Raw genomic sequence first — 20,202 nt, 5'->3', positions numbered from 1 at the left:
TCAGCCTGCCTTAAGCCTGTCCTTTGCTTCCTTAAAATCAGGCTTAATCTCAAGCGCTTTTTTCCAGTTTTCTAATGCCATCTCCCTGTTCCCTTTCTTCTTATAGGCATCACCGAGATGGAGAAGATATTGCGGATTATTGGGATCAATCTTAACAGCAGCTGAACACTCTTCTATCGCACCGTTATAGTCGCCTGCTTCCATCAGGGCCCATCCAAGATTATCCCTTATAAAAGGTGTGCCGGGCGCTGACTTTGCAGCTTCCTTTAAATATTCCACTCCTTTTTTAACATCCTTGAATTTTTCTATATAAATATAGGCCAGATTATTTAAGGAATAGGAATGATCGGGCTTTAATTTCAGTGTAGTCTCGTACTCTTTTATTGCATCTTCAAATTTCCCCTTTACAGTGTAATGCCTGCCAAGGTTATAATGCGCCATGAAATGGGACGGGTCTGATATCAGGGTTTTCCTGTAGAAATCGACTGCCTTTTCTTCTTTGCCTTCCTTGCCGTAAAGGTTTCCGATGAGGAAATAGTACCTGCTGTTATCCTTGTCTATCTTTGATGCCTCCTCATATCTGAAAATAGCATCTTCTATTTTCCCCATATCCTCGTACATCTTGCCAAGAGTGGCAATGAATCTCGGGTTCTGAGGGTCCTGTCTTATTATTTCAAGCAATCCCTTTTCAGCCGGTTCATATTCTTTTGAATCAGCCAGATTGGTGAGCCTCTGGTATTTCCTGTAAAGTGAGATCTGTTCTGATGGGTCGGGACGCGTGAAACTGGTCAGGAACTCTTCATCCTTCCCTTCCTTGCCGCTCGTGCCCCCTGCCTGGAAATAACCGAGACTTTTCAGCCTTTCGACTGTTTCTTCATCAACGGGGGCAATGCTAGTTGAGATTCTTTTGTTTCTATCTTCCACAATCTTCTTTAAAATACCCTGAAGTTCGGCTGCTTTAGCGCCCTCCTTGGAAATCAGGTTCTCTTTTTCAGCCGGATCTTTTTCAAGGTTATAAAGTTCCGGCTTTCTTCCATAAATATATTCCCACCCTTTATAGCGGACGCCTTTAAGGGCATTCCAGTAAAACGATTTTGGTATCTCCGCTTCGCAGTATGATGGAAGCTCTTCCATTTTTTCCCCATTCATGAGCGGGACGATGCTTTTGCCGTCTGTTTTGGAATTGTTAGTTATCCCCAAAAGCTCAAGTACTGTGGGGAAAATATCAACAGACCTTACCTGATCATTTATTTTTTCTCCACCCTCAGTAAAGCCTCTGTAACTTATTATAAGAGGGACATGAAGGGTGCTGTCATAAACAAACATGCCATGTGTCTGCTCATTGTGTTCATTAAGACTTTCGCCATGGTCTGCCGTGATTACTATCAATGTGGAATCAAAAAGATTATCTTTTTTAAGTTCGTCAATCAGGAGCCCTATGCACATATCAGTGTAAGCGATTTCACCGTTATAAGGGTCGCTCTCATAGGCTGTCTTAAAAGGCTCTGGAGGATCATATTCAGCATGAGGGTCATAAAAATGGGTCCACATGAAAAAGGGCTCTTTGCCTGCATTATTTTTCAGCCACTCAGCAGCAAGGGTCGCGGTTTCAATACCCCTCCTTTCTACAGGAAGTCTTCCCTTCTGCTGGGGGTGTAAAAACCGGTCATTGTAAGTTGCAAATCCCTGATTAACTCCGTACTGTGAGTCAAGTATGAAGCTGCTTACAAAAGCAGCCGTGTTATATCCTTTTTCCTTCAATACCTCTGCAAGTGTGACATTGTCAGGGGAAAGCCTGTATATGCTGTTGTCTCTTGCCCCGTGGTTTATGGGAAACAATCCTGTCATTATCGATGAATGGCTCGGAAGCGTGACAGGCGCAGGACTTACCGCATTAGCAAACATATAACCTCTCTTGAAAAGAGTATCTATATTCGATGTCACGATATTTTTATTCCCATAACACCTGAGCCTGTCAGCCCGGGTTGTATCCATGGTTATAATGAGAACATTCTTCGGTTTGATTTTTTGCAGCTTCTTTTCCGAGCAGGAAATGAAAAATAGTAAAAATATTACAATGCTTACAGGAAAAAATATTGGTTTGATTTTCACTTGTTTTCTAATTGCCATAAATTTTAATGAAATCTTTATAATCCTGTATATCAGATGTAGAAGGCATAAGCTCAATATACTTTTTACAATACTCTACAGCTTTTATGAAATCTCCCATTCTAACATAAGCGCCGGCAAGGTATTTCGTATTGAGCGGATCTTTGGGATTTTTCTCCTGTACATCCAGAAATTCCTTGGTAGCTTCCTTATATTTGCCGGATCTTAAATAAATTATCCCTTTCATTCTCAAGGCTGGAATATATGAAGGAGAGCGAGTAAGCACTTCGTCGACTTTTTTTAGGGCCTCATCATATTTTTGCTGTAAGAGATAAAGCGAGGCAATATTGTTCATAACGCTGAAATAATCAGGTTTAAGTTTAAGTGCAGTATTAAATTCCTTCAAAGCCTCGTCCAATTTCTTTTCTCCTATATATGCATTTCCTAAGTTTTTATGAGCCTCGGCAAAACCGGGATCAAATTTCACTGCCAGTTTATACTCTTCTACGGCTTTATTGATATCCCCTTTCAATCCGTAAACGCTTCCAAGGGCATTATGATGAATGGCAGACCCTGAATTAATAGAAAGAATCTTCTGAAAAATCTGAATCGCATTATCATATTTTTTCTCTTTTATATAAGCGATAGCAAGCTTCTCTTTTAAGGAAATATCTGAAGGATTTTTTTCTGATTCCCTGATAAGCGTATTAATATCTACGTTTTCACCTGCTGTGCCGCCGGTAGAAGTATTCTGACCGTTCCTCACACCACCAACGGCTTCAGGTTCAACAAGGGCTTTTGATTGTGCGGTAAAACTCAACACAGAAGACATAATGATGAGTGACAGAAGACATCTTATAATCTGATTATAATTCATAGGTGAGGATTTTAGTTAAGGTTGTTGATGGTGTCAACTGCTAATAATAAAAAATGCCCGCTCAATTTGAGCGGGCATCTGAATTTTATATTCTTTTGCCTGATGTTGAAATTAGCTTCTTTTGCGTCTTGCAAAGAACAGACCTACCAAACCGCCGCCAATAAGAAGAATGGTTGCCGGTTCAGGAACAGGCTGAGGTCCTGTTTCAATTGTAAGTGTTGAACCTTCGTTAGGACCTGTCTGGTAATTGTTAAACTGGGCTACTGCAAAAACATCAAAGAATGAATTAAATGGCAATGTTGCATCTGGGGTTGTGTAGTCAAGTACAAAGCCGCTGAAACCATTTGAGCCTATATTTGCAAGATCAGCTGCAACCACGGAAGTTACGTCGATTGTATAGATTCCGGCTGCGGGAACACTTGATGGAGTATAGCTGAATATATCTGCTATATATGAGCCTTTTATTTCATTACCTGTAATAGCTCCATCTTCTGTTGATTCAGCCATATCATATAATTTAAGAGTCCCCGGATTGCCGAGAAATCCATTTAATCCTGTAAAGTCGAGTGTTAACAACGCAGAGGTCACAGAACCTGATAATGAAGAAATATCAAATTCTAATATTCCCTTAAGATAAACATGCGCTGACCCACCTGAAGCTGTAGTATCAATGTATCTTCCCGCATTTATAAATGGCCCGATATTCACAGTCGAACCACCGGTGGTGGTTGTATAAAAGTTGGGAAGTCCATTAATATTAGTTCCAAAGTTGGTTGTCACTCCTGTAGCTGACGATGCGCTATTGGGATAAAAAATCTTTCCCGATGTACCTTCCGCGGTTGGCGCAAGCTGAATTGCAGCTTCTACCTGATAGCTACTAAATAGTACAGTTATTACTATTGCTAACGTTATAATTAGACTCTTCATGAATCATCCTCCGTTTAATATTTATACTTTGTTGATTTAGTTTTTGCAAATTTTGTGCCAAGAAAATCAGACCAGCCTTTCATATGCATAACTCTTTGTATTATAAAAGTTTTATATAACATCATCACTATCTCTGAGAGGTACTGTTACCATACCTATTTGTCTAAAAATCCGACAGATTAGAAAACACTTTTTTAGAAACAAAATCATAAAACCTATAATTCATTTATAAATCAACATTCTAATCTCTTTTAGGAGAAACAGAAAAAGTGTTCACAAATCCGACACAGGGGGGATTTTTTTTCACGTAGCCGACATAAGTTGTCTTAAAAAATACATATTTTCAATATCTTCTTTCATGTCTGCGCCCTTAGGTGTTTCAAGTACCTTGGGGATAGCATAGAAACGTTCATCGTTAAGAATATATTTAAATGTATCTTTGCCCAAGTGGCCTTTCCCAATATGTTCATGTCTGTCAAGATGGGATCCCAAATCACCCTTTGAATCATTAATGTGTATCGCCTTTATATAATCAATCCCAACAATTTCATTAAATTTTGACAATGTTTCCTTATAGCTCCCCGCGGTTCTTATATCATAACCGGCAGCAAAAATATGGCATGTATCAATGCAGACTCCAAGTCGTTCTTTGTTGCCGGTCTGTTCCATTAAATCAGCAAGTTCTTCAAAGCTAGCTCCAATGGATGTCCCCTGCCCGGCTGTTGTTTCAAAAAGTAACTTAACAGCAAAACCTTCTGTTTTCCCCAAAATTTCTTTTAAGGCCCCTGATATCTTTTTCACCCCCTCTTTACCGCCACTCCCTTTGTGTGCACCGGGATGAAAAACAAGAAAATCAAGCTTCAGTTGTTCTGCTCTTCTTACCTCTTCAAGGAACGACTTCATAGACATCTCAAATATTTTATCATCAGGGCTGGCAAGATTAATAAGATAGATATCATGGGCAAAAACTGGATTAATACCAGACTCTTTTCTGGCTGTTATAAATTTCTGCGATTCTTCGTCTGTTATTTCTTTGGAATTCCACCTGTTGCTGTTTCGTGTAAATATCTGAATTGCCCTGCAGTTGATATTTTTTCCACGTTCGATGGCAAGATGCAGCCCCCCGCTAATCGACATATGCGCGCCGATCAGGGGTTCATTTATCTTTTTTTTATTTGTTTCAGCAATCATAATTATTTTATACGACAAATAAATAAAATAGACCATTAAGAAAATATAAAAATAGGGACAGCGCCCATTTTAATTAAAACCATAACCCGGATTCTATATCCCTGAGGTCTTTAAGTCTGCTTGACAAAAGAAATATGGAGAATAATATCTCAGAAAAAAATATAAAATAGCCAGTTGCATAACACGTCAGGCTGTTGTGTTACGAAAAAAGATAACACCTATAAGTAGGCTTTCACAAAAAAAAATTTCACACTATTCTCCCCTGAAATTCAGCAAGGAGTAGGAGTAGTTATGAACACTACGACTCATCCCCATCTGGGATTGATGTTGCGCTATGGCCTGGCAGTCGGAGCGACGGCAGCGGCAATGATTCTGAGGCAGGTCCTGGAGGTTTGGGTAGGCCATGGATTGCCCGCCTATATCACGTTCTATCCAATAATCATGGTGATAGCATTGCTGGGCGGTCTTGGGCCTGTATTGCTGGCCACTGTATTTTCAGATGTGATCGTAGCGTATTGGATCCTGTCGCCGGTAGGGCAATTCGCCATCACGTCGCCCGTTGACCGCCTGGGGCTGGTAGTTTTTTCCAGTATGGGTTTGTTCATGGGCGTAGTCTCCGTAATCTACCAGCGCTACCGAAACAAGGCCACGGAGTATGATCGTGAGGCAGTCGTGCGCGCAAACCGTGAACGGTTGGCTGCGTTTGCTGAGGCTACCTTCGAAGGGATCGTCGAAAGCGAAAAGGGACGTATTGTAGACTGCAACGTGCAGTTCGCCCGGATGATGGGCTACTCGATCACCGAGTTAAAAGGTATGGAGATGGCCAATCTGATTGTCCCCGAAGACCAGGACCGGGTGATAGAGAATACCCAACAGTACAGGAAATCAGCGATCGAACATGTCATGCTCCGAAAGGATGGCACGCGGGTTGTCGTCGAAGCGCAAGGCAGTCTCATCTCTCTGGGGAGTACAAGACAGCACATCGCGCTCCGAGACATCACCGAGAGCAAGCGGATGGAGGAGGAGCTGTTGCACAGGCAGGAGGACCTGAGCCGCGCTCAGGAAGTGGGAAGCATGGGAAGCTGGAGGCTCGATGTCAGGAGAAATGTGCTTACATGGACTGACGAGAACTATCACATCTTCGGAATTCCCAGGGGAACACCTCTGACCTACGAGACGTTTCTTTCCACTGTGCACCCGGATGACCGTGAGTATGTCGATACACAATGGAAGGCAGGGCTTCGCGGCGAGCCTTACGACATCGAACACCGGCTCGTTGTGGATGGTAGTATCAAGTGGGTTCGCGAAAAAGCGTATCTCGAGTTCGACAAGAATGGTGTGTTGCTGGGCGGATTCGGCATTACTCAGGACATCACGGAGCGCAAAAAAACGGAGGATGCGCTACGGAAAGCGACCGCAGATCTGGCACGCTCGAATGAAGAATTAAAACAGTTCGCCTATGTCGCCTCGCACGACTTGCAGGAGCCTTTGCGTTCGATCAGCAGCTTTCTCAAATTACTGGAGTCGCGGTATAAGGACAGTCTGGACGATAATGCCCGTGAATACATCGGCTATGCCGTAGATGGCGCAGTGCGGATGTCGCAACTTATCTCTGGAATGCTGGATTTGAGCCGGATGGACCTCAACGCCAAAAACCTCCGGCCCACTGATTCCGGGGCTGCGCTGGCTGCTGCACTGGCCAATCTGCATATTACCATCCAAAGGGACTCCGCTACCGTGACCTGCAACAAACTGCCCTTAGTCCTTGCTGACGGTACTTTGCTGACCCAGATCTTCCAGAATCTCGTCGGTAATGCGATTAAGTTCCGCAGTCCTGACCGACCAAACAAAGTACAAATCGGCAGCGAAAAAAGAGACCATCACTGGCTCTTTTGGGTCCGCGACAATGGAATAGGAATCGACGCCAAACATCTTGAGCGTATCTTCCTGATCTTCCAACGGCTGCACACACGCCAGGAATACCCGGGCACAGGCATGGGTCTGGCAATCTGTAAAAAAATCGTGGATTGGCACGGCGGCACTATCTGGGTCGAATCGAAGCTCGGCGAGGGATCCACATTCTTCTTCACACTTCCCGAAAAATAGGGACAGCGCCCGTTTTTATTGACAAAAACATCATCTCTTGTTAACTGTCATTAATATGCCAAGAATAGCAAGAGTCGTAGCCAGTGGATATCCGCACCATGTCACTCAGCGCGGTAATTACCGTCAAACAGTATTCGAAACTGAGGATGACTACCTGCTTTATTTGAAATGGCTCAGGGAATACAGTAAGCAGTATGACATTGAGATCTGGGCATATTGTCTTATGAATAATCATGTTCATTTTGTCTGCGTTCCAGGGAAAGAAGATTCCCTTGCCCGCACCTTCAATACACTTCATATGAGATATGCACAGCATATAAACAAACGCAGAAAGTCGAACGGTCATCTCTGGCAGGGAAGATTTTATTCCGCAATCCTTGATGAAGCGCACGTGTATACGGCTGTTCGATACGTAGAAAACAATCCCCTCCGCGCAGGGATAGTTAAAACTGCGGAAGACTACAAATGGTCAAGCGCAAAGGAGCATATAGACGGCCTACAGGAAGGTATTGTCTCAGGGAAATGTTACCTGCTGACAGAGATAAGCAACTGGAAAAGCTATTTGCTGGAGAAAGAAAACATAACTATGATAGAGCGCATCAAAAAGTGTTCCATGACCGGGCGCCCATGCGGAGATGAGTCATTTATTGGAAAGCTGGAGGAGAAATTTGCCCGGCAGTTAAATGCCTTGCCTCATGGAAGACCTCGGAAGAAAGAAAAATAATGGGCGCTGTCCCTATTTTTCATCCTTGCTTCAATGTTGATGCAGCAGGCAGTTCCGCAAGGATGCACCTTCCGGTAGCGCCTCTATGCAACATACAGTGCAACTACTGTAACCGTCTCTTCGACTGCGCCAATGAAAGCAGGCCCGGCGTGACTAGCAACGTATTATCTCCGGTTGAGGCTTTGGAAAAAGTAAAAGAAGTCGTAAAAAAAATCCCCAAATTGACTACCGTAGGTATCGCGGGCCCCGGAGACGCTCTTGCAAATCCTGATTTAACTTTTAAGACTCTATCATTAATAAGAAATCATTATCCGCATCTGAACTATTGCATGGCCACAAATGGCCTCAACATTCCCTTATATATAAATGATATAGTTAAATGCGGGGTGAACTTTATTACCGTCACCGTAAATGCCACTGACACAGCTACAGCATCAAAGATTTATCAACAAGTGACTTTTAACGGAGCCGTATATGAAGGAGAAGAAGCCTCCCGCATTCTCCTAAAAAACCAGATTGAAGGGATAAGGCTTCTTCTGGAAAGAAAAATAAATGTAAAAATAAATTCCGTACTTATTCCCGGCATAAACGACAGTCATCTAAAAGAATTGGCAAATGAAATGAAAAACAAGGGGGTAAGTTTAATAAATATAATTCCCATGATAAATGTTAAAGGCTCTGCCTTTGAAAACCATCCCATCCCGTCGCAGGAATTTTATAAAGCCTTTATCGCATCACTTCAAAATGAAGTCCCGCTGATGAAGCACTGCCGCCTTTGCAGGGCAGACGAGATAGGATTTTTAGATGATACTAACTATAATAAAAGACCGGGCAAAAGATATTCACCGGAAGCAATCCCGGAAAACGACAGAGTGGCTGTTGCAAGCAGGACAGGAAAATTGGTAGATGAACATTTCGGGAGGGCAGAAACCTTCTACATCTATGAGTTAAATGAGAGCGGCTTTATTTTCATAGAAAAAAGGAATGTGAAAAAATTCTGCAGCGGCCGCAAAACCTGCGTTGAAGAAGGAGATGCCCTCAATCGTATCATAATGATGATAAGCGATTGCTCATACCTAATCTGTTCAATGGCAGGAGGTAAAGCTGAATTTCATCTAAAAGGAGCTGGAATCACTCCAAGTTATTTTTACGGGCCAATAGATGAAGCTCTTTTCAGCATCAAAATGAGAGATAATTTAACTCCCTGTCAGTCTTTCTAACTCCCTGAAAAAGACAGTTTTTTTTCACTTGACTTTTTGCTGTTTGCGTGAAAAAGGCTTAGTGAATTTGAATTGTAATTCCTGTTGATTTTAAAGATGCGCAGGTGGTGAAGTTTCCACATTTTGACCTTTCCGCGGAGGTGACCCATGAAAGCAGCAGTCTGGTTTGGAAGAGACGATGTGAGAGTAACAGATGTTCCGGAGCCGCAAGCCAGTAAGGGACAGGTAAAAATAAAGGTTAAGGTATGCGGGATCTGTGGTTCAGATCTCCATGAATACCGGTCAGGCCCGGTAATCATCCCCAAAAAACCCCATCCTCTTACGGGAAAAGAACCTCCTGTCACGCTGGGGCACGAGTTTGCCGGCGATGTTGTAGAAGTCGGCGAAGGAGTAAAGAATGTGAACATAGGCGACAGGGTAACTGTGAATGCATGCCTTGTCTGCCATGAGTGTTACTGGTGCAAAAAAGGGCAGTTCAATCTTTGCGCAAAACTTGGAAGCATCGGGCTTTGCGACAATGGTGGTTTTGCTGATTACGTAGTCGTTCCTGACTACACATGTTATAAACTTCCGGACAATGTATCTTACGACGCCGGTTCATTTGTTGAACCTCTTGCAGTTGCAGTTCACGCAGTAAAAAGAAGCCGCATCAAACCCGGCGATATTGTTGCCATAGTGGGCGCAGGCCCTATCGGATTGCTCGTACTCCAGTCAGCCCTTGCAAGCGGCGCAGGCAAAGTATTCGTTGTTGAACCAATGCCCTCAAGAAGGGAGCTTGCAAAAAAGCTGGGAGCCACTGAAGTTTTTAACCCGACAGAAGGCGATGCCGGAAAGATGATACATGCTCTGACTGACGGATTAAGGGCAGACATAGTTTTTGAATGCGTAGGCAAACCCGCTTCCCTTGATACGGCAATAAAAGTTTCAGGTAAAGGCGCACGTTTGGTCATCGCCGGTATATTCACACAGCCCGTTGAATTCCAGTTCATAAGGATGCAGTCCCATGAGAAGGAGCTTATAGGAAGCTCCGCATATCCTGATGAATTCCCGGCAGCCATAGCCTTCCTTGCAGACGGCAGGGTAAAGGTTGAACCTCTTATCACTGGAAAGATAAAGCTTAATGAAATAATTGACCGCGGGTTCAAGGAGCTCATCCAGAACCCGGAGAAGAATATTAAAATTCTTGTAAATCCATAAAGCTAAGGAGGATTAAATGGTTAAAGAAAGTAAGCCTGCGCAGAAAGTAAAAATACCTGCCTGCTGTCCTGTGCCTGAATATCCCGGAGCAAGGGATAAGGGGAAGGAAAGCCTTGTAAAAGTGGCAGCCCTTCAGATGGAGCCTGAAATTGGAAACAGGGAAAAGAATGTTAACGAATCTCTAAGGCTCATAAAAGAAGCGGCAAAAAAAGGAGTAAAGCTCGCAGTCCTTCCTGAACTTTGCAACACTGGTTATATATATAATTCAAGGGCAGAGGCATTTGCCTGCGCCGAGCAGGTACCTGACGGCCCTACATCAAAGGCATGGGCGAAGGCTGCGAAGGAATGGGATATCTATATCTGTGCAGGCATTACTGAGCGCGAAGAGAACAGGCTTTATAATGCTGTCGCGGTTTTCGGGCCTGAAGGATTTATCGGCAGGTACAGAAAGACCCATCTCTGGAACGAGGAGAAGCTGTGGTTTACCCCCGGTGATGTCGGCTATCCCGTATTTGAGCTCCCCTTTGGAAAAATCGGATGCAGGATCTGCTACGATGGATGGTTCCCTGAAGTGACTCGTATTTATATGGCACAGGGGGTTGACATTATCTGTGATTCTACTAATTGGGTAATCGTGCCCGGAATCCAGACTCCTGAAAAACCGGCGGCTGCCTATACGGCAAGCGCTCTTTCTCTGATGAGCAGTGTGTTCACCATCTGCGCCGACCGCATAGGAGTTGAAAGGGGATGCACTTATCTTGGAAACAGTTGCGTAATCGACACTGCCGGCAATTTTGTCAGTGGTCCCGCATCGTTTGACAAGCCAGAGGTGGTCATCGCTGAGATAAACCTCATGATTGCAAGGTACCGCCACTGGTCAGATTTTAACAATCCGTTTACAGACAGAAGAACAGATGTATATGACAATCTCCTTGGCTACAAGCCCCCGGAAAAAAAATAGGGAACTTATAATCTAATCCAAGGAAAGCGTTAACAATATAATGGAGGAAGTTATGGCTGAGAAACAACCAGTTGACCTTCCGGTCAAATATATGAAGGAAACAGGCAGGGATAATTTTGAAGATTTCTGCCTCGATGCAACAAGGGCGATCTTCTCCCATGTTTATTACATATGGAGAACATTGAAGGCTGCACTTGGTCCCAAAGATGCCCTCGACCTTTACTGGAAAGTATGGGAAGGGCTCGCAGAAGTTTCATTTGTACAGGCAAAACAGGTTTTAAAGATAGACGAAGTAAAAGACATACCCACACTTGGCAAGATATTCCAGTACTGCTGGCTTGCATACCCTTGCATCTACAACCTCAAGGAAAATACAGCAGACAGCCATGTTGGGATTATAGATTTCTGCCCCAACCCTGAATACGGTCCCACGGACAATCACATGGACAGGCTCGACTACTACAAGCAGGAAGCAGAGCTGTCGCGCAGGTTCGTCTGGAAACTGGTCGAGCTTGCAGGGATGAAAGATAAAGTTGATGCAGATCAGGATCTTTTCCTCTGCAGGGACGGCTGCACGGATGTATGCAGGGTTTATGCACGTAAAAAATAATAATGGGGAGGAAAATATAAAATGAGATATTTTGAACCGGATAAAAAACCGCAGGGTGAAGAACCCCTGTTTGGCGCATTAAAGAGAATCAACCGTTCAATTGAGGAACAGGGAAGAAGCAATTTCAACAGTTTCATAGCTGTTGATTATTTCCTCTACAGCGGAATGGGAAAAGCGGTAAGCAAGGAAAAGGCGCAGGAACTGCATCAGAATCTCTGGAAGCAGTATCCGCCTGTTTGGGTAAAGACCGCGAAAAGCGTTCTTAAAATCGGAGAAATCGCATCACTTTCAGATTTGGCAAAGGTAATAGAATTCTGCCAGAAGCAGAGATTCTGCAACTTCAATACCAAGTCAGCAGACGCAAACAAGCTGGACGGCGAGATAACCATCTGTGCTTTCGTTGATGTTGCGCAGCAGACATTCGGTGTCCCAAAGGAAGACAACTATTTCGAGTCTGTTTATCATTGCACCGAAGCCTTCATAAACGGAATTGTTGACCAGACACCATTAAAAGGGAAGGTGAATGTAAAACTCGAATCCGCAATGTGCCGCGGCGGTTCTTCCTGCAAGGTAACTTGCACTAAGAAATAAATTTGTACTGAATAAACCATTAGCATAACGTAATCAATAAACGCAGAAGGAGTCTTACTATGGATTTCAAGCTCACTGAAGAACAAGAGATGCTGAAGGATATGTGCAGAAGTTTTGCTGAAAAAGAGATCATGCCCAATGCCGAGCACTGGTATAAAAACCATGAATTCCCGACCCAGGTGTTTAAGAAGATGGCAGAGCTTGACCTTATGGGACTCCTTATCCCTGAAGAATTTGGCGGAGCAAATGTGGGCACGGTTTCATACGTTGCTGCAATGGAGGAGATAGCAAGAGCCGACCAGTCGATTGCCGCTACATGGAATGCTCACATAACAATCGGCTCAGTGCCATTCGTATATTTTGGCACACCTGACCAGAAGGAAAAATATTTAAAACGCCTTGCAAAGGGCGAGATACTTGGTGCCTTCGGCCTTACCGAAGCAAATGCAGGCTCTGATGCACGCGGCATTGCAACCAAGGCAGAGCTTGTAGGCAATGAATGGGTAATCAACGGGACAAAATGTTTTATCACCAATGTCGGAACGCCTTTAAGTTACGGAGTTGTAATACTTGCCATAACAGGGCTTGATGCCAAGGGGAGAAAACAATTCAGCGCCATTATCATTCCCAAGGATACTCCCGGTTTCACCATCGGGAAAAGGTATGAAAAAATCGGCTGGAACTGCGTTGACACAAGAGAGCTTATATTCGAAGACTGCCATATTCCGAAAGAAAACCTCTTAGGACAGGTTGGAGACGGCTTAAAACATTTCATGGAAGTCCTGGATGTTGGAAGAATCAGCATTGCAGCGCTTTCAGTAGGTCTTGCCCAAAGGGCAATGGAGCTTGCTATTTCTCACAGCCAGAATAGGGTTCAGTTCGGCCAGCCCATATGCAAGAACCAGGCAATACAGTTCAAGCTTGCAGACATGGCAATGCAGACAGAATGTGCAAGGTTGTTAACTTACAAGGCAGCATGGCTCAGAGACAACAATCTTCCCTATGCAAAAGAAGCCGCTATGGCAAAAACCTATGCCTCAGAGGTTGCCGTAAGAGTGGCAGAGCAGGCAGTGCAGGTGCACGGCGGCTATGGTTACACTGAAGAGTATGCCATATCAAGGTTCTACAGGGATTCAAAGATCCTGACAATTGGTGAGGGAACAAACGAGATACAGAGAATGATCATAGCAAGGCTTATTGGCTGTTAATAACTGTTAAGATTATTTTAACTTAAAATTATGAGGGTAACTGATCATGGGATGGGAATACTTTCTTGTTGAGGTTGAAGAAGAGATAGCCCTTGTTACTATCAACCGCCCTAAAGTTTTGAATGCAGTAGATTTCAATGTAATAAAGGAAGCCGGCGTTCTTTTCAGGGAGCTTGAAGAGAGAAGCGATGTAAGGGCAATAATCCTTACAGGCGCCGGCGAAAAGGCTTTCATAGCAGGAGGCGACATTGCCGCAATGAACGCCCTCTCCATGGACGAGGCGCATAAGTTCGTAGCCACTGGCCAGCGGGTGATATCTGACATTGAAAGAAGCAGCAAGCTCACAATCGCAGCCATAAATGGATTTGCCTTAGGCGGCGGGACCGAGATAGCAATGGGATTTGATCTTCGTATCGCATCGGAAAAAGCAATGCTCGGACTCCCCGAAGTCTCGGTAGGATTGATAGCAGGATGGGGGGGCACACAGAGGCTTTCAAGATTGATAGGAAAGGGAAGGGCAAAATATTATATCTTCACGGGTGAGATGATACAGGCTGCAGAAGCTGAAAAGATAGGGCTTGTAAATAAGGTCGTTCCTCCTGAAGAGCTTATACCAACATGCAAAAAGATAGCGAAGAAAATATTAAACAACAGCCCCATAGCAGTTTTGCAATCCAAGAAATCAATAAATGAAGGGCTTAACATGTCTTTAGACCAGGGGCAAAAATACGAGGCAGATGCATGGCTTGTAAATTATGCCACTTCAGACCGCAACGAGGGACTAAGCGCATTTCTTGAAAAGAGAAAGCCCCAATTCAAGGGAAAGTAAAAAGGAGACCGAGAATGGCACAGATAGATAATGATACCCGGCTCGCCCTGTACAGGACGATGGTGAAGATCAGGAAGTTCGAGGAAAAAGTCTCAGAAAATTTTCTTGCAGGTCAGATACCCGGCTTTATTCACTTAAGCATCGGGCAGGAGGCTGTATCTGCCGGAGCCTGCCATGCGTTAAAAAAAGATGACTACATATTGACGACACATAGAGGTCACGGGCAATGCATAGCAAAGGGCGCAGACATCAAATCAATGATGGCTGAGATATTCGGAAGGGCGACAGGATTTTGCAAGGGGAAGGGGGGCTCAATGCACCTTGCCACAATGGATGTTGGGATATTAGGCGCAAACGGTATAGTTGGCGGGGGAATACCGATAGCTGTGGGCGCTGCTTTCAGTGCAAAATACCGGAAGAGCGGGCAGGTTGCCGTATCTTTCTTCGGCGATGGAGCAACAGGGGAAGGGACATTTCACGGAGCCCTTAATATGGCTTCTATCTGGAGCCTTCCAATAATTTTTGTATGCGAGAACAATGGCTGGGCAGAATTCTCACCAAAGCCTATACACATGGATATTGAGAATGTTTCCCAGAGGGCAAAGGCTTACGGGAACGTGGCATCAGAGATAGTTGACGGAAATGATCCTGAGGCAGTTCTTGCTGGTATGGAAAGAGCCGCCGCAAGGGCAAGAAAGGGGGAGGGACCGACGCTCCTTGAATGCATGACAACCAGATTCAGGGGACACTATGAAGGAGACCCCCAGAAATACAGGCCAAAAGAGGAACTCGATGCCTTAGCATCCAAGGATGCTATCCCAAGATACAGGAAAAAACTCATTGAGAATAAGATCCTCACAGAGGAGAGCGCGGCAAAGATAGACGCTGAAATAGCTGCACTCATCGATGAGACGCTTGAATATGCAAAGAACAGTCCGCTCCCTGAGATCGAGGAAGCGCTAAAAGACGTTTACGTGTAAAGCTGCGGAGGAAAGAGCGATGGCTGAAACCAGATATGTACGCGCAGTAAATGATGCCTTAAAAGAAGAGATGGAAAGAGACAGCTCGGTTTTTATTGCAGGAGAAGATGTGGCGCTTGCCGGAGGATCTTTCAGCGCTACAAGAGGATTGGTTGAGCAGTTTGGTGCGAGCCGCGTCATTGACACTCCTATTGAAGAGTCAGGGATCGTTGGGCTTGCCATAGGGGCAGCACTTACAGGGCTGCGTCCTGTTGTTGAGATAATGTTCATGGATTTTATTACTGTCGCAATGGACCAGATTGTAAATCAGGCTGCAAAAATAAGATATATGTTCGGCGGAAAACCCAAGCTGCCGCTCGTTATAAGAACTCAGTGCGGAGCCGGACTTAGCGCAGGTCCGCAGCATTCGCAAAGCTTAGAGGCATGGTTTGCCCATGTTCCGGGATTGAAGGTCATAATGCCCTCGACTGTATATGATGTGAAAGGGCTTCTTAAAGCCGCAATACGCGATGACAATCCCGTAATATTTATTGAGAACAAAACACTTTACGGGCTCAAAGGAGAAACTCCCGACGGCGACTATACGATACCGATAGGGAAGGGAGACGTAAAGAGGCAGGGGAAAGACGTAACAGTTGTTGCCACATCAAGGATGGTGCATCAGGCTTTAAAGGCAGCAGAAAAACTTGCGGCAGAAGGGATTGAGCTTGAGGTAATAGACCCGCGGACAATCTCGCCCCTTGATACGGATATCATACTTGAGTCTGTAAAAAAGACAGGCCGTGCCGTTGTCGCATTTGAAGAGGTTAAATTCTGCGGTTTCGGCGCAGAGGTTTCGGCCTTAATCTCAGAAGAAGGCTTTAAGAGCCTTAAAGCGCCGGTACAAAGAGTGGGTGCGCCATTCTGCCCGGTGCCTTTCAGCAAGCCTCTTGAGGCATTTTATCTCCCCGGAGAGAAATGCATTGTTGATGCTGTAAAAAGGATTTACGAGGCAAAATAAGTTCAACTTAAAATTGTTTAATTAACAAGCAGGAGGAAAGTATTAATGGCTGTTGATGTCACAATGCCCAAGCTCGGGCTTACTATGGAAGTGGGAAGCGTTGTACGCTGGTTAAAAAATGAAGGCGACCGCGTTGAAAAAGGGGAGATAATAGTTGTAGTAGAAACCGAGAAGGTTGAATACGAGGTTGAGTCCCCGGCAAGCGGAATATTGAAAAGCATAATAGCAAAGCCTGAAATAGAATATCCTGTAGGCGAACTGCTTGCAGTCATTGAAGAAGGGTGAGCTGATTTTATGGATAAGAAAGAGCTTGAAGAGCTTGGGCTTAAGCAGTCAGATAAAATATTAAAAGCGCTCAAGGAAGGGGACAGGGAAAAAGCCTTAAAGGAGTGCGGAGCGCTTCCAAAGGAATTCATCCTTCTGCATAAGGGACTGCGGAAGGTTGTTGAATATATCCTCCAATACAATGAGCAGGTCTTCAGGGAAGAGCAGACAAAAATCTCTGAGAAGATAAGGCAGAAGGTTGAAGAGGGAAATTTAAAAGAAGTTGAAGCACTCCTTGCCCAGAGGGAAAAACAGCATCAGGTAGTGCATGACATATACATTGATATAATGGCTGCATGCTTTAGCTACATGGGAGGCGTTTACGGCGATGAGCGCCTTGAAGGCATCTTGAGATACACCGGCGAGATGCAAAAGAAGGGCTTTGATGACTGGGAAAACATGAGTGTCGAGGATTTTGTGAGAGTGACAGCCCATCTTTTAAGAACGCATATGGGGAAGATGAAAGTCATAGAAGATGATGAGAAATTCACATTCGTACATGACCCATGCGGTAGCGGCGGAAGGCTCTTGAGAGAAGGCGCCTATGATGCACCCAAAAATTACTACAGAATTAAGGCACCCAAGCCAATTGGATACAGCAGGGAAGATTTTCCTGCCTATTGTTCACATTGCATGGTGTGGAATAATATTCAGTGCATAGAATGGTTCGGGCATCCCCAGTGGATCCACGAGCCGCCAAAAACAGCAAATGATCCATGTGTGTTTCACATCTACAAAGACCCATCAAAGATACCGGCAGAGTATTACGAGAAATTCGGGAAAAAGAAAAGTTAGTCTTTTCTAAATATACTATCTTAATATATCTTGGCTTGGCAGTCCCGCTCTGGCTTCAAACTTCAGGCGCCAGCCGCGGAACCTGCCAAGCCGTTAATAAATGCCATAATCAATTCAACAAAAAAACTCATTTCGTTTGTGTAAGACTTTTGATTTCTCTCTTGTGATTATACATAAAGAGTCTGTATAATTAAAGTATAGGAGATGATTTAAGATGGCAGAAGAACTTAAAAATAATTCATTCCAATTTAATAAGGAAAAAATAGCAGAGTTCTGTAATCGTTGGAAGATTACGGAATTTGCTCTATTCGGCTCTGTTCTAAGAGATGACTTTAATCCAAAGAGCGATATAGATGTTTTGGTAAGTTTTTCTGATGATGCACATTGGAGCTTATTTGCCTTTGTTGATATGAAAGATGAATTAAAGGCAATCTTTGGGCGCGAAGTCGATCTGTTGGAAAAGGGAGGATTGAGAAATCCTTTCCGCAGGCGTGCAATTTTAGCTTCAAAGGTGGTGTTGTATGCAGCCTGAAGAGCGTGACGCAGCATATTTATGGGATATGATGGATTCTGCAAAGGAAATTCAAATTTTTGTTAGAGGCGTAAGTTTCGAGCAATATTTACAGGATAGGAAACTGCAACTTGCTGTGGAAAGGGCAGTTGAAATTATTGGAGAAGCAGCACGTCGGATATCTGATGACTTTAAAAAAGCACACCTTGAAATTCAATGGAGAAGAATTGTAGGGCTGAGAAATGTTCTTGCACATGAGTATGGCGAGATTAAGCAGGAACGTATGTGGATCGTAGCAACAGAAAATATTCCGGAACTTATTTTACAGTTAAAAACTTTAATTCCTGAATCACCACAAGAGTAGTAACCTAACATTTCTCAAAAATTACCCTTTAAATTATTTTGGCTTGGCAGTCCCGCTCTGGCACTGAAAAGCGGGCGCCTGCCGCAGAACCTGCCAAGCCGAATTTCAATAAAAGTTATTCCTCATAATAAACCTATTCTATAGGTTGATATATCAAGACCTAAACTCAAAGAGCAAAGAGTAATTAAATCAGCGCATCAAACATCAGCAAGACCATTACAGCTGCGGCATAAATATTTATATCTCTAAAAAGCCCCGGGAAAGATTTTTCATTACCTTCTTCCTTAAATATTTTTGTTCCGCTCCATATCAGATATGATGTGCCGACCGTAAGTATAATGGAAATCAGGACAGATTTTATCAAGCCAAAAAAGGGGAGAATAAGCCCGGCAGATGCTGAGGAGAGTATCCATATGAATACAATCCTTTTAATCTGTTTTTGTGACAAAACCCGGCTAAGGACCGGAAGTCCCGCCCTTTCATATTCATTCCAGTATGTTAATATGAGAATCCAGAAATGGGGAACCTGCCAGAGAAAAACAAAAAAACTTATAGCAGCAATCTTTGGATCTGGAATTGAACCTCCTGCTGAAGCCCATCCTATTAATGGCGGAATAGCTCCGGACAGCGGCAAAAGCCGATTTTTTCTTTAAAGGAGTATAAAACCCATTGTACCAGACAACTGCCATGATACCAAACGCGGCTGGAGGCAGTCCCACCGACAAAAGGAATAAAAGACCTGCAACCATAACAGCTATTGAAACAGACAAGGCTGTGGAAACATTAATCTCACCTGAAGGAATCGGGCGAGCCATAGTCCTTTCCATCATGGCATCAATCTTATTTTCCTGGACCTGATTTAGAGCGGATGCCCCGGCGGCAAGGAGAAAAACTCCCGCAGATGAAGTCAGAAGTGAAATAGAAACCCCCTTTGACGCTATGACAAATGCCGCAGCAGATGTAAGGGTTACAAGAAGAGAAATCCTTACCTTGAAAAGTTTCAAATAAGAATTCATTTAAAGATTCATAAGAAAAACTATTTAGAAAAGAAAATAATCAGTAGTTGACCATAATTGCTGTAGTCCCATCTGTAAAGGACCAGTAAAGCGCCTGCGCCTCAGCCTTATCTTCAAATAAAATATCTACCGCTACAAAAGGCTGTTTCTTATATTTATACCAGACCGTAAGCAGAGGATGAGTGATATATTCCTGAAGAGTGTACCGGAAATTATAAAGTTTTGGTTTCCACTCTTCCGGGGGTTTTGAGCGCACGGATATGGACATCCCGTCTTCCATAAAGAGCGTATATGTTTGAGGCATGTCGGGAAGTTCAAGAGCCTCTACGCCTGCAGAGTCATCTCCAGGTTTTATAACCTTCCTCTCAGGAGGAACGAGTGTGGTTTTTTTCAACAACTGAAGAGTCTTTAGCGAAAACGGGTTGCCCCAAAAAGAAGCTTTATCCATTTTCCACTCACGAAGCACAATGCCGCGGGATTTCAGATAAATCTTTTTATCCTTAAAATTAAAAACAAAATAAAGGGCCGGATTTTTTGCCAGTTGCAGTTCAGTCTTTAAGAGCTCATTTTCCTCGAGGGCTTTTATTTCATCACTGCAAAAAGCAGTTGAGCTAAAGCTTAATAGCATGATTGCAAGGGCTGAGATAAGGAATTTGCGCATT

The 20,202-nt window shown here is 43.9% G+C and carries 22 protein-coding genes; 15 read left to right on the top strand and 7 right to left on the bottom strand.

What is annotated here, in order from left to right; all coding sequences use genetic code 11:
- The 4 genes from HZA77_04590 to HZA77_04575 all read right to left on the bottom strand — a co-directional run bounded on the left by HZA77_04590 (position 1) and on the right by HZA77_04575 (position 5,104).
- Positions 1–1,995 carry a sulfatase-like hydrolase/transferase gene (locus HZA77_04590; GenBank protein MBI5374686.1) on the bottom strand — a complete coding sequence of 665 codons (1,995 nt, stop codon included), beginning with the start codon at positions 1,993–1,995 and terminating at the stop codon, positions 1–3.
- 124 nt (positions 1,996–2,119) lie between these two features.
- The gene (locus HZA77_04585) at positions 2,120–2,986 is read right to left on the bottom strand and encodes a tetratricopeptide repeat protein (protein MBI5374685.1); all 867 of its coding nucleotides are present in this window, start codon (positions 2,984–2,986) and stop codon (positions 2,120–2,122) included.
- A 111-nt stretch (positions 2,987–3,097) separates the two neighbouring features.
- Positions 3,098–3,913, bottom strand: a complete 816-nt coding sequence (locus HZA77_04580) for a PEP-CTERM sorting domain-containing protein (protein MBI5374684.1) — start codon at positions 3,911–3,913, stop codon at positions 3,098–3,100.
- 303 nt (positions 3,914–4,216) lie between these two features.
- Complete coding sequence (locus tag HZA77_04575) at positions 4,217–5,104, bottom strand: deoxyribonuclease IV (protein MBI5374683.1); 888 nt, start codon at positions 5,102–5,104, stop codon at positions 4,217–4,219.
- Positions 5,105–5,395: 291 nt separating this feature from the next.
- On the opposite strand from HZA77_04575, the gene HZA77_04570 reads away from it, so the two are divergent.
- The 15 genes from HZA77_04570 (at position 5,396) to HZA77_04500 (ending at position 18,524) form a co-directional block, all read left to right on the top strand.
- Positions 5,396–7,210, top strand: a complete 1,815-nt coding sequence (locus tag HZA77_04570; GenBank protein ID MBI5374682.1) for a PAS domain S-box protein — start codon at positions 5,396–5,398, stop codon at positions 7,208–7,210.
- A 55-nt stretch (positions 7,211–7,265) separates the two neighbouring features.
- Positions 7,266–7,934, top strand: a complete 669-nt coding sequence (locus tag HZA77_04565; protein ID MBI5374681.1) for a transposase — start codon at positions 7,266–7,268, stop codon at positions 7,932–7,934.
- Positions 7,934–9,154, top strand: coding sequence for a radical SAM protein (locus HZA77_04560; GenBank protein MBI5374680.1), 1,221 nt, complete (start codon positions 7,934–7,936; stop codon positions 9,152–9,154). Before HZA77_04565 ends, HZA77_04560 begins: the two co-directional genes overlap by 1 nt.
- A 147-nt stretch (positions 9,155–9,301) precedes the next feature.
- Positions 9,302–10,351 carry a 2,3-butanediol dehydrogenase gene (locus tag HZA77_04555; protein MBI5374679.1) on the top strand — a complete coding sequence of 350 codons (1,050 nt, stop codon included), beginning with the start codon at positions 9,302–9,304 and terminating at the stop codon, positions 10,349–10,351.
- Between the two features lie 16 nt (positions 10,352–10,367).
- The gene (locus HZA77_04550; protein MBI5374678.1) at positions 10,368–11,312 is read left to right on the top strand and encodes a hydratase; all 945 of its coding nucleotides are present in this window, start codon (positions 10,368–10,370) and stop codon (positions 11,310–11,312) included.
- A 52-nt stretch (positions 11,313–11,364) separates the two neighbouring features.
- The gene (locus HZA77_04545; protein MBI5374677.1) at positions 11,365–11,922 is read left to right on the top strand and encodes a hypothetical protein; all 558 of its coding nucleotides are present in this window, start codon (positions 11,365–11,367) and stop codon (positions 11,920–11,922) included.
- Between the two features lie 21 nt (positions 11,923–11,943).
- The gene (locus tag HZA77_04540) at positions 11,944–12,513 is read left to right on the top strand and encodes a hypothetical protein (GenBank protein ID MBI5374676.1); all 570 of its coding nucleotides are present in this window, start codon (positions 11,944–11,946) and stop codon (positions 12,511–12,513) included.
- A gap of 59 nt (positions 12,514–12,572) precedes the next feature.
- Positions 12,573–13,721 carry an acyl-CoA dehydrogenase family protein gene (locus HZA77_04535; GenBank protein ID MBI5374675.1) on the top strand — a complete coding sequence of 383 codons (1,149 nt, stop codon included), beginning with the start codon at positions 12,573–12,575 and terminating at the stop codon, positions 13,719–13,721.
- Between the two features lie 46 nt (positions 13,722–13,767).
- Positions 13,768–14,550, top strand: coding sequence for an enoyl-CoA hydratase/isomerase family protein (locus HZA77_04530; protein ID MBI5374674.1), 783 nt, complete (start codon positions 13,768–13,770; stop codon positions 14,548–14,550).
- A 14-nt stretch (positions 14,551–14,564) separates the two neighbouring features.
- Positions 14,565–15,530: a thiamine pyrophosphate-dependent dehydrogenase E1 component subunit alpha gene (locus tag HZA77_04525; protein ID MBI5374673.1), complete on the top strand. Its 966-nt coding sequence runs from the start codon at positions 14,565–14,567 to the stop codon at positions 15,528–15,530.
- 19 nt (positions 15,531–15,549) lie between these two features.
- Positions 15,550–16,530: an alpha-ketoacid dehydrogenase subunit beta gene (locus HZA77_04520; GenBank protein ID MBI5374672.1), complete on the top strand. Its 981-nt coding sequence runs from the start codon at positions 15,550–15,552 to the stop codon at positions 16,528–16,530.
- A gap of 45 nt (positions 16,531–16,575) precedes the next feature.
- Complete coding sequence (locus HZA77_04515) at positions 16,576–16,815, top strand: hypothetical protein (GenBank protein MBI5374671.1); 240 nt, start codon at positions 16,576–16,578, stop codon at positions 16,813–16,815.
- Positions 16,816–16,824: 9 nt separating this feature from the next.
- Positions 16,825–17,649 (top strand): hypothetical protein, encoded by an 825-nt coding sequence (locus tag HZA77_04510; GenBank protein MBI5374670.1) that lies wholly within the window; start codon positions 16,825–16,827, stop codon positions 17,647–17,649.
- A gap of 214 nt (positions 17,650–17,863) precedes the next feature.
- Positions 17,864–18,181, top strand: coding sequence for a nucleotidyltransferase family protein (locus HZA77_04505; protein MBI5374669.1), 318 nt, complete (start codon positions 17,864–17,866; stop codon positions 18,179–18,181).
- Entirely contained in the window at positions 18,171–18,524 is a 354-nt protein-coding gene (locus HZA77_04500; GenBank protein ID MBI5374668.1) for a DUF86 domain-containing protein, read from the top strand. Before HZA77_04505 ends, HZA77_04500 begins: the two co-directional genes overlap by 11 nt.
- A gap of 184 nt (positions 18,525–18,708) precedes the next feature.
- Here HZA77_04500 and HZA77_04495 read toward each other — a convergent pair whose 3' ends face one another.
- The 3 genes from HZA77_04495 to HZA77_04485 are packed head-to-tail and all read right to left on the bottom strand — an operon-like array spanning position 18,709 to position 20,201.
- The gene (locus tag HZA77_04495; GenBank protein MBI5374667.1) at positions 18,709–18,972 is read right to left on the bottom strand and encodes a hypothetical protein; all 264 of its coding nucleotides are present in this window, start codon (positions 18,970–18,972) and stop codon (positions 18,709–18,711) included.
- Between the two features lie 37 nt (positions 18,973–19,009).
- Positions 19,010–19,540, bottom strand: a complete 531-nt coding sequence (locus HZA77_04490; protein MBI5374666.1) for a UbiA family prenyltransferase — start codon at positions 19,538–19,540, stop codon at positions 19,010–19,012.
- Positions 19,541–19,580: 40 nt separating this feature from the next.
- The gene (locus HZA77_04485; protein ID MBI5374665.1) at positions 19,581–20,201 is read right to left on the bottom strand and encodes a hypothetical protein; all 621 of its coding nucleotides are present in this window, start codon (positions 20,199–20,201) and stop codon (positions 19,581–19,583) included.
- Position 20,202 lies beyond the last annotated feature (1 nt).

Source organism: Candidatus Schekmanbacteria bacterium (genome assembly GCA_016219965.1).
Taxonomy (GTDB): domain Bacteria; phylum Schekmanbacteria; class GWA2-38-11; order GWA2-38-11; family J061; genus JACRJM01.
This window is presented reverse-complemented; position numbering and strand designations above follow the sequence as displayed.

Coding starts and splice junctions, on each gene's coding strand:
- HZA77_04590 (MBI5374686.1), bottom strand. CDS start 1,995: ATGGATACAACCCGGGCTGACAGGCTCAGGTGTTATGGGAATAAAAAT.
- HZA77_04585 (MBI5374685.1), bottom strand. CDS start 2,986: ATGAATTATAATCAGATTATAAGATGTCTTCTGTCACTCATCATTATG.
- HZA77_04580 (MBI5374684.1), bottom strand. CDS start 3,913: ATGAAGAGTCTAATTATAACGTTAGCAATAGTAATAACTGTACTATTT.
- HZA77_04575 (MBI5374683.1), bottom strand. CDS start 5,104: ATGATTGCTGAAACAAATAAAAAAAAGATAAATGAACCCCTGATCGGC.
- HZA77_04570 (MBI5374682.1), top strand. CDS start 5,396: ATGAACACTACGACTCATCCCCATCTGGGATTGATGTTGCGCTATGGC.
- HZA77_04565 (MBI5374681.1), top strand. CDS start 7,266: ATGCCAAGAATAGCAAGAGTCGTAGCCAGTGGATATCCGCACCATGTC.
- HZA77_04560 (MBI5374680.1), top strand. CDS start 7,934: ATGGGCGCTGTCCCTATTTTTCATCCTTGCTTCAATGTTGATGCAGCA.
- HZA77_04555 (MBI5374679.1), top strand. CDS start 9,302: ATGAAAGCAGCAGTCTGGTTTGGAAGAGACGATGTGAGAGTAACAGAT.
- HZA77_04550 (MBI5374678.1), top strand. CDS start 10,368: ATGGTTAAAGAAAGTAAGCCTGCGCAGAAAGTAAAAATACCTGCCTGC.
- HZA77_04545 (MBI5374677.1), top strand. CDS start 11,365: ATGGCTGAGAAACAACCAGTTGACCTTCCGGTCAAATATATGAAGGAA.
- HZA77_04540 (MBI5374676.1), top strand. CDS start 11,944: ATGAGATATTTTGAACCGGATAAAAAACCGCAGGGTGAAGAACCCCTG.
- HZA77_04535 (MBI5374675.1), top strand. CDS start 12,573: ATGGATTTCAAGCTCACTGAAGAACAAGAGATGCTGAAGGATATGTGC.
- HZA77_04530 (MBI5374674.1), top strand. CDS start 13,768: ATGGGATGGGAATACTTTCTTGTTGAGGTTGAAGAAGAGATAGCCCTT.
- HZA77_04525 (MBI5374673.1), top strand. CDS start 14,565: ATGGCACAGATAGATAATGATACCCGGCTCGCCCTGTACAGGACGATG.
- HZA77_04520 (MBI5374672.1), top strand. CDS start 15,550: ATGGCTGAAACCAGATATGTACGCGCAGTAAATGATGCCTTAAAAGAA.
- HZA77_04515 (MBI5374671.1), top strand. CDS start 16,576: ATGGCTGTTGATGTCACAATGCCCAAGCTCGGGCTTACTATGGAAGTG.
- HZA77_04510 (MBI5374670.1), top strand. CDS start 16,825: ATGGATAAGAAAGAGCTTGAAGAGCTTGGGCTTAAGCAGTCAGATAAA.
- HZA77_04505 (MBI5374669.1), top strand. CDS start 17,864: ATGGCAGAAGAACTTAAAAATAATTCATTCCAATTTAATAAGGAAAAA.
- HZA77_04500 (MBI5374668.1), top strand. CDS start 18,171: ATGCAGCCTGAAGAGCGTGACGCAGCATATTTATGGGATATGATGGAT.
- HZA77_04490 (MBI5374666.1), bottom strand. CDS start 19,540: ATGAATTCTTATTTGAAACTTTTCAAGGTAAGGATTTCTCTTCTTGTA.
- HZA77_04485 (MBI5374665.1), bottom strand. CDS start 20,201: ATGCGCAAATTCCTTATCTCAGCCCTTGCAATCATGCTATTAAGCTTT.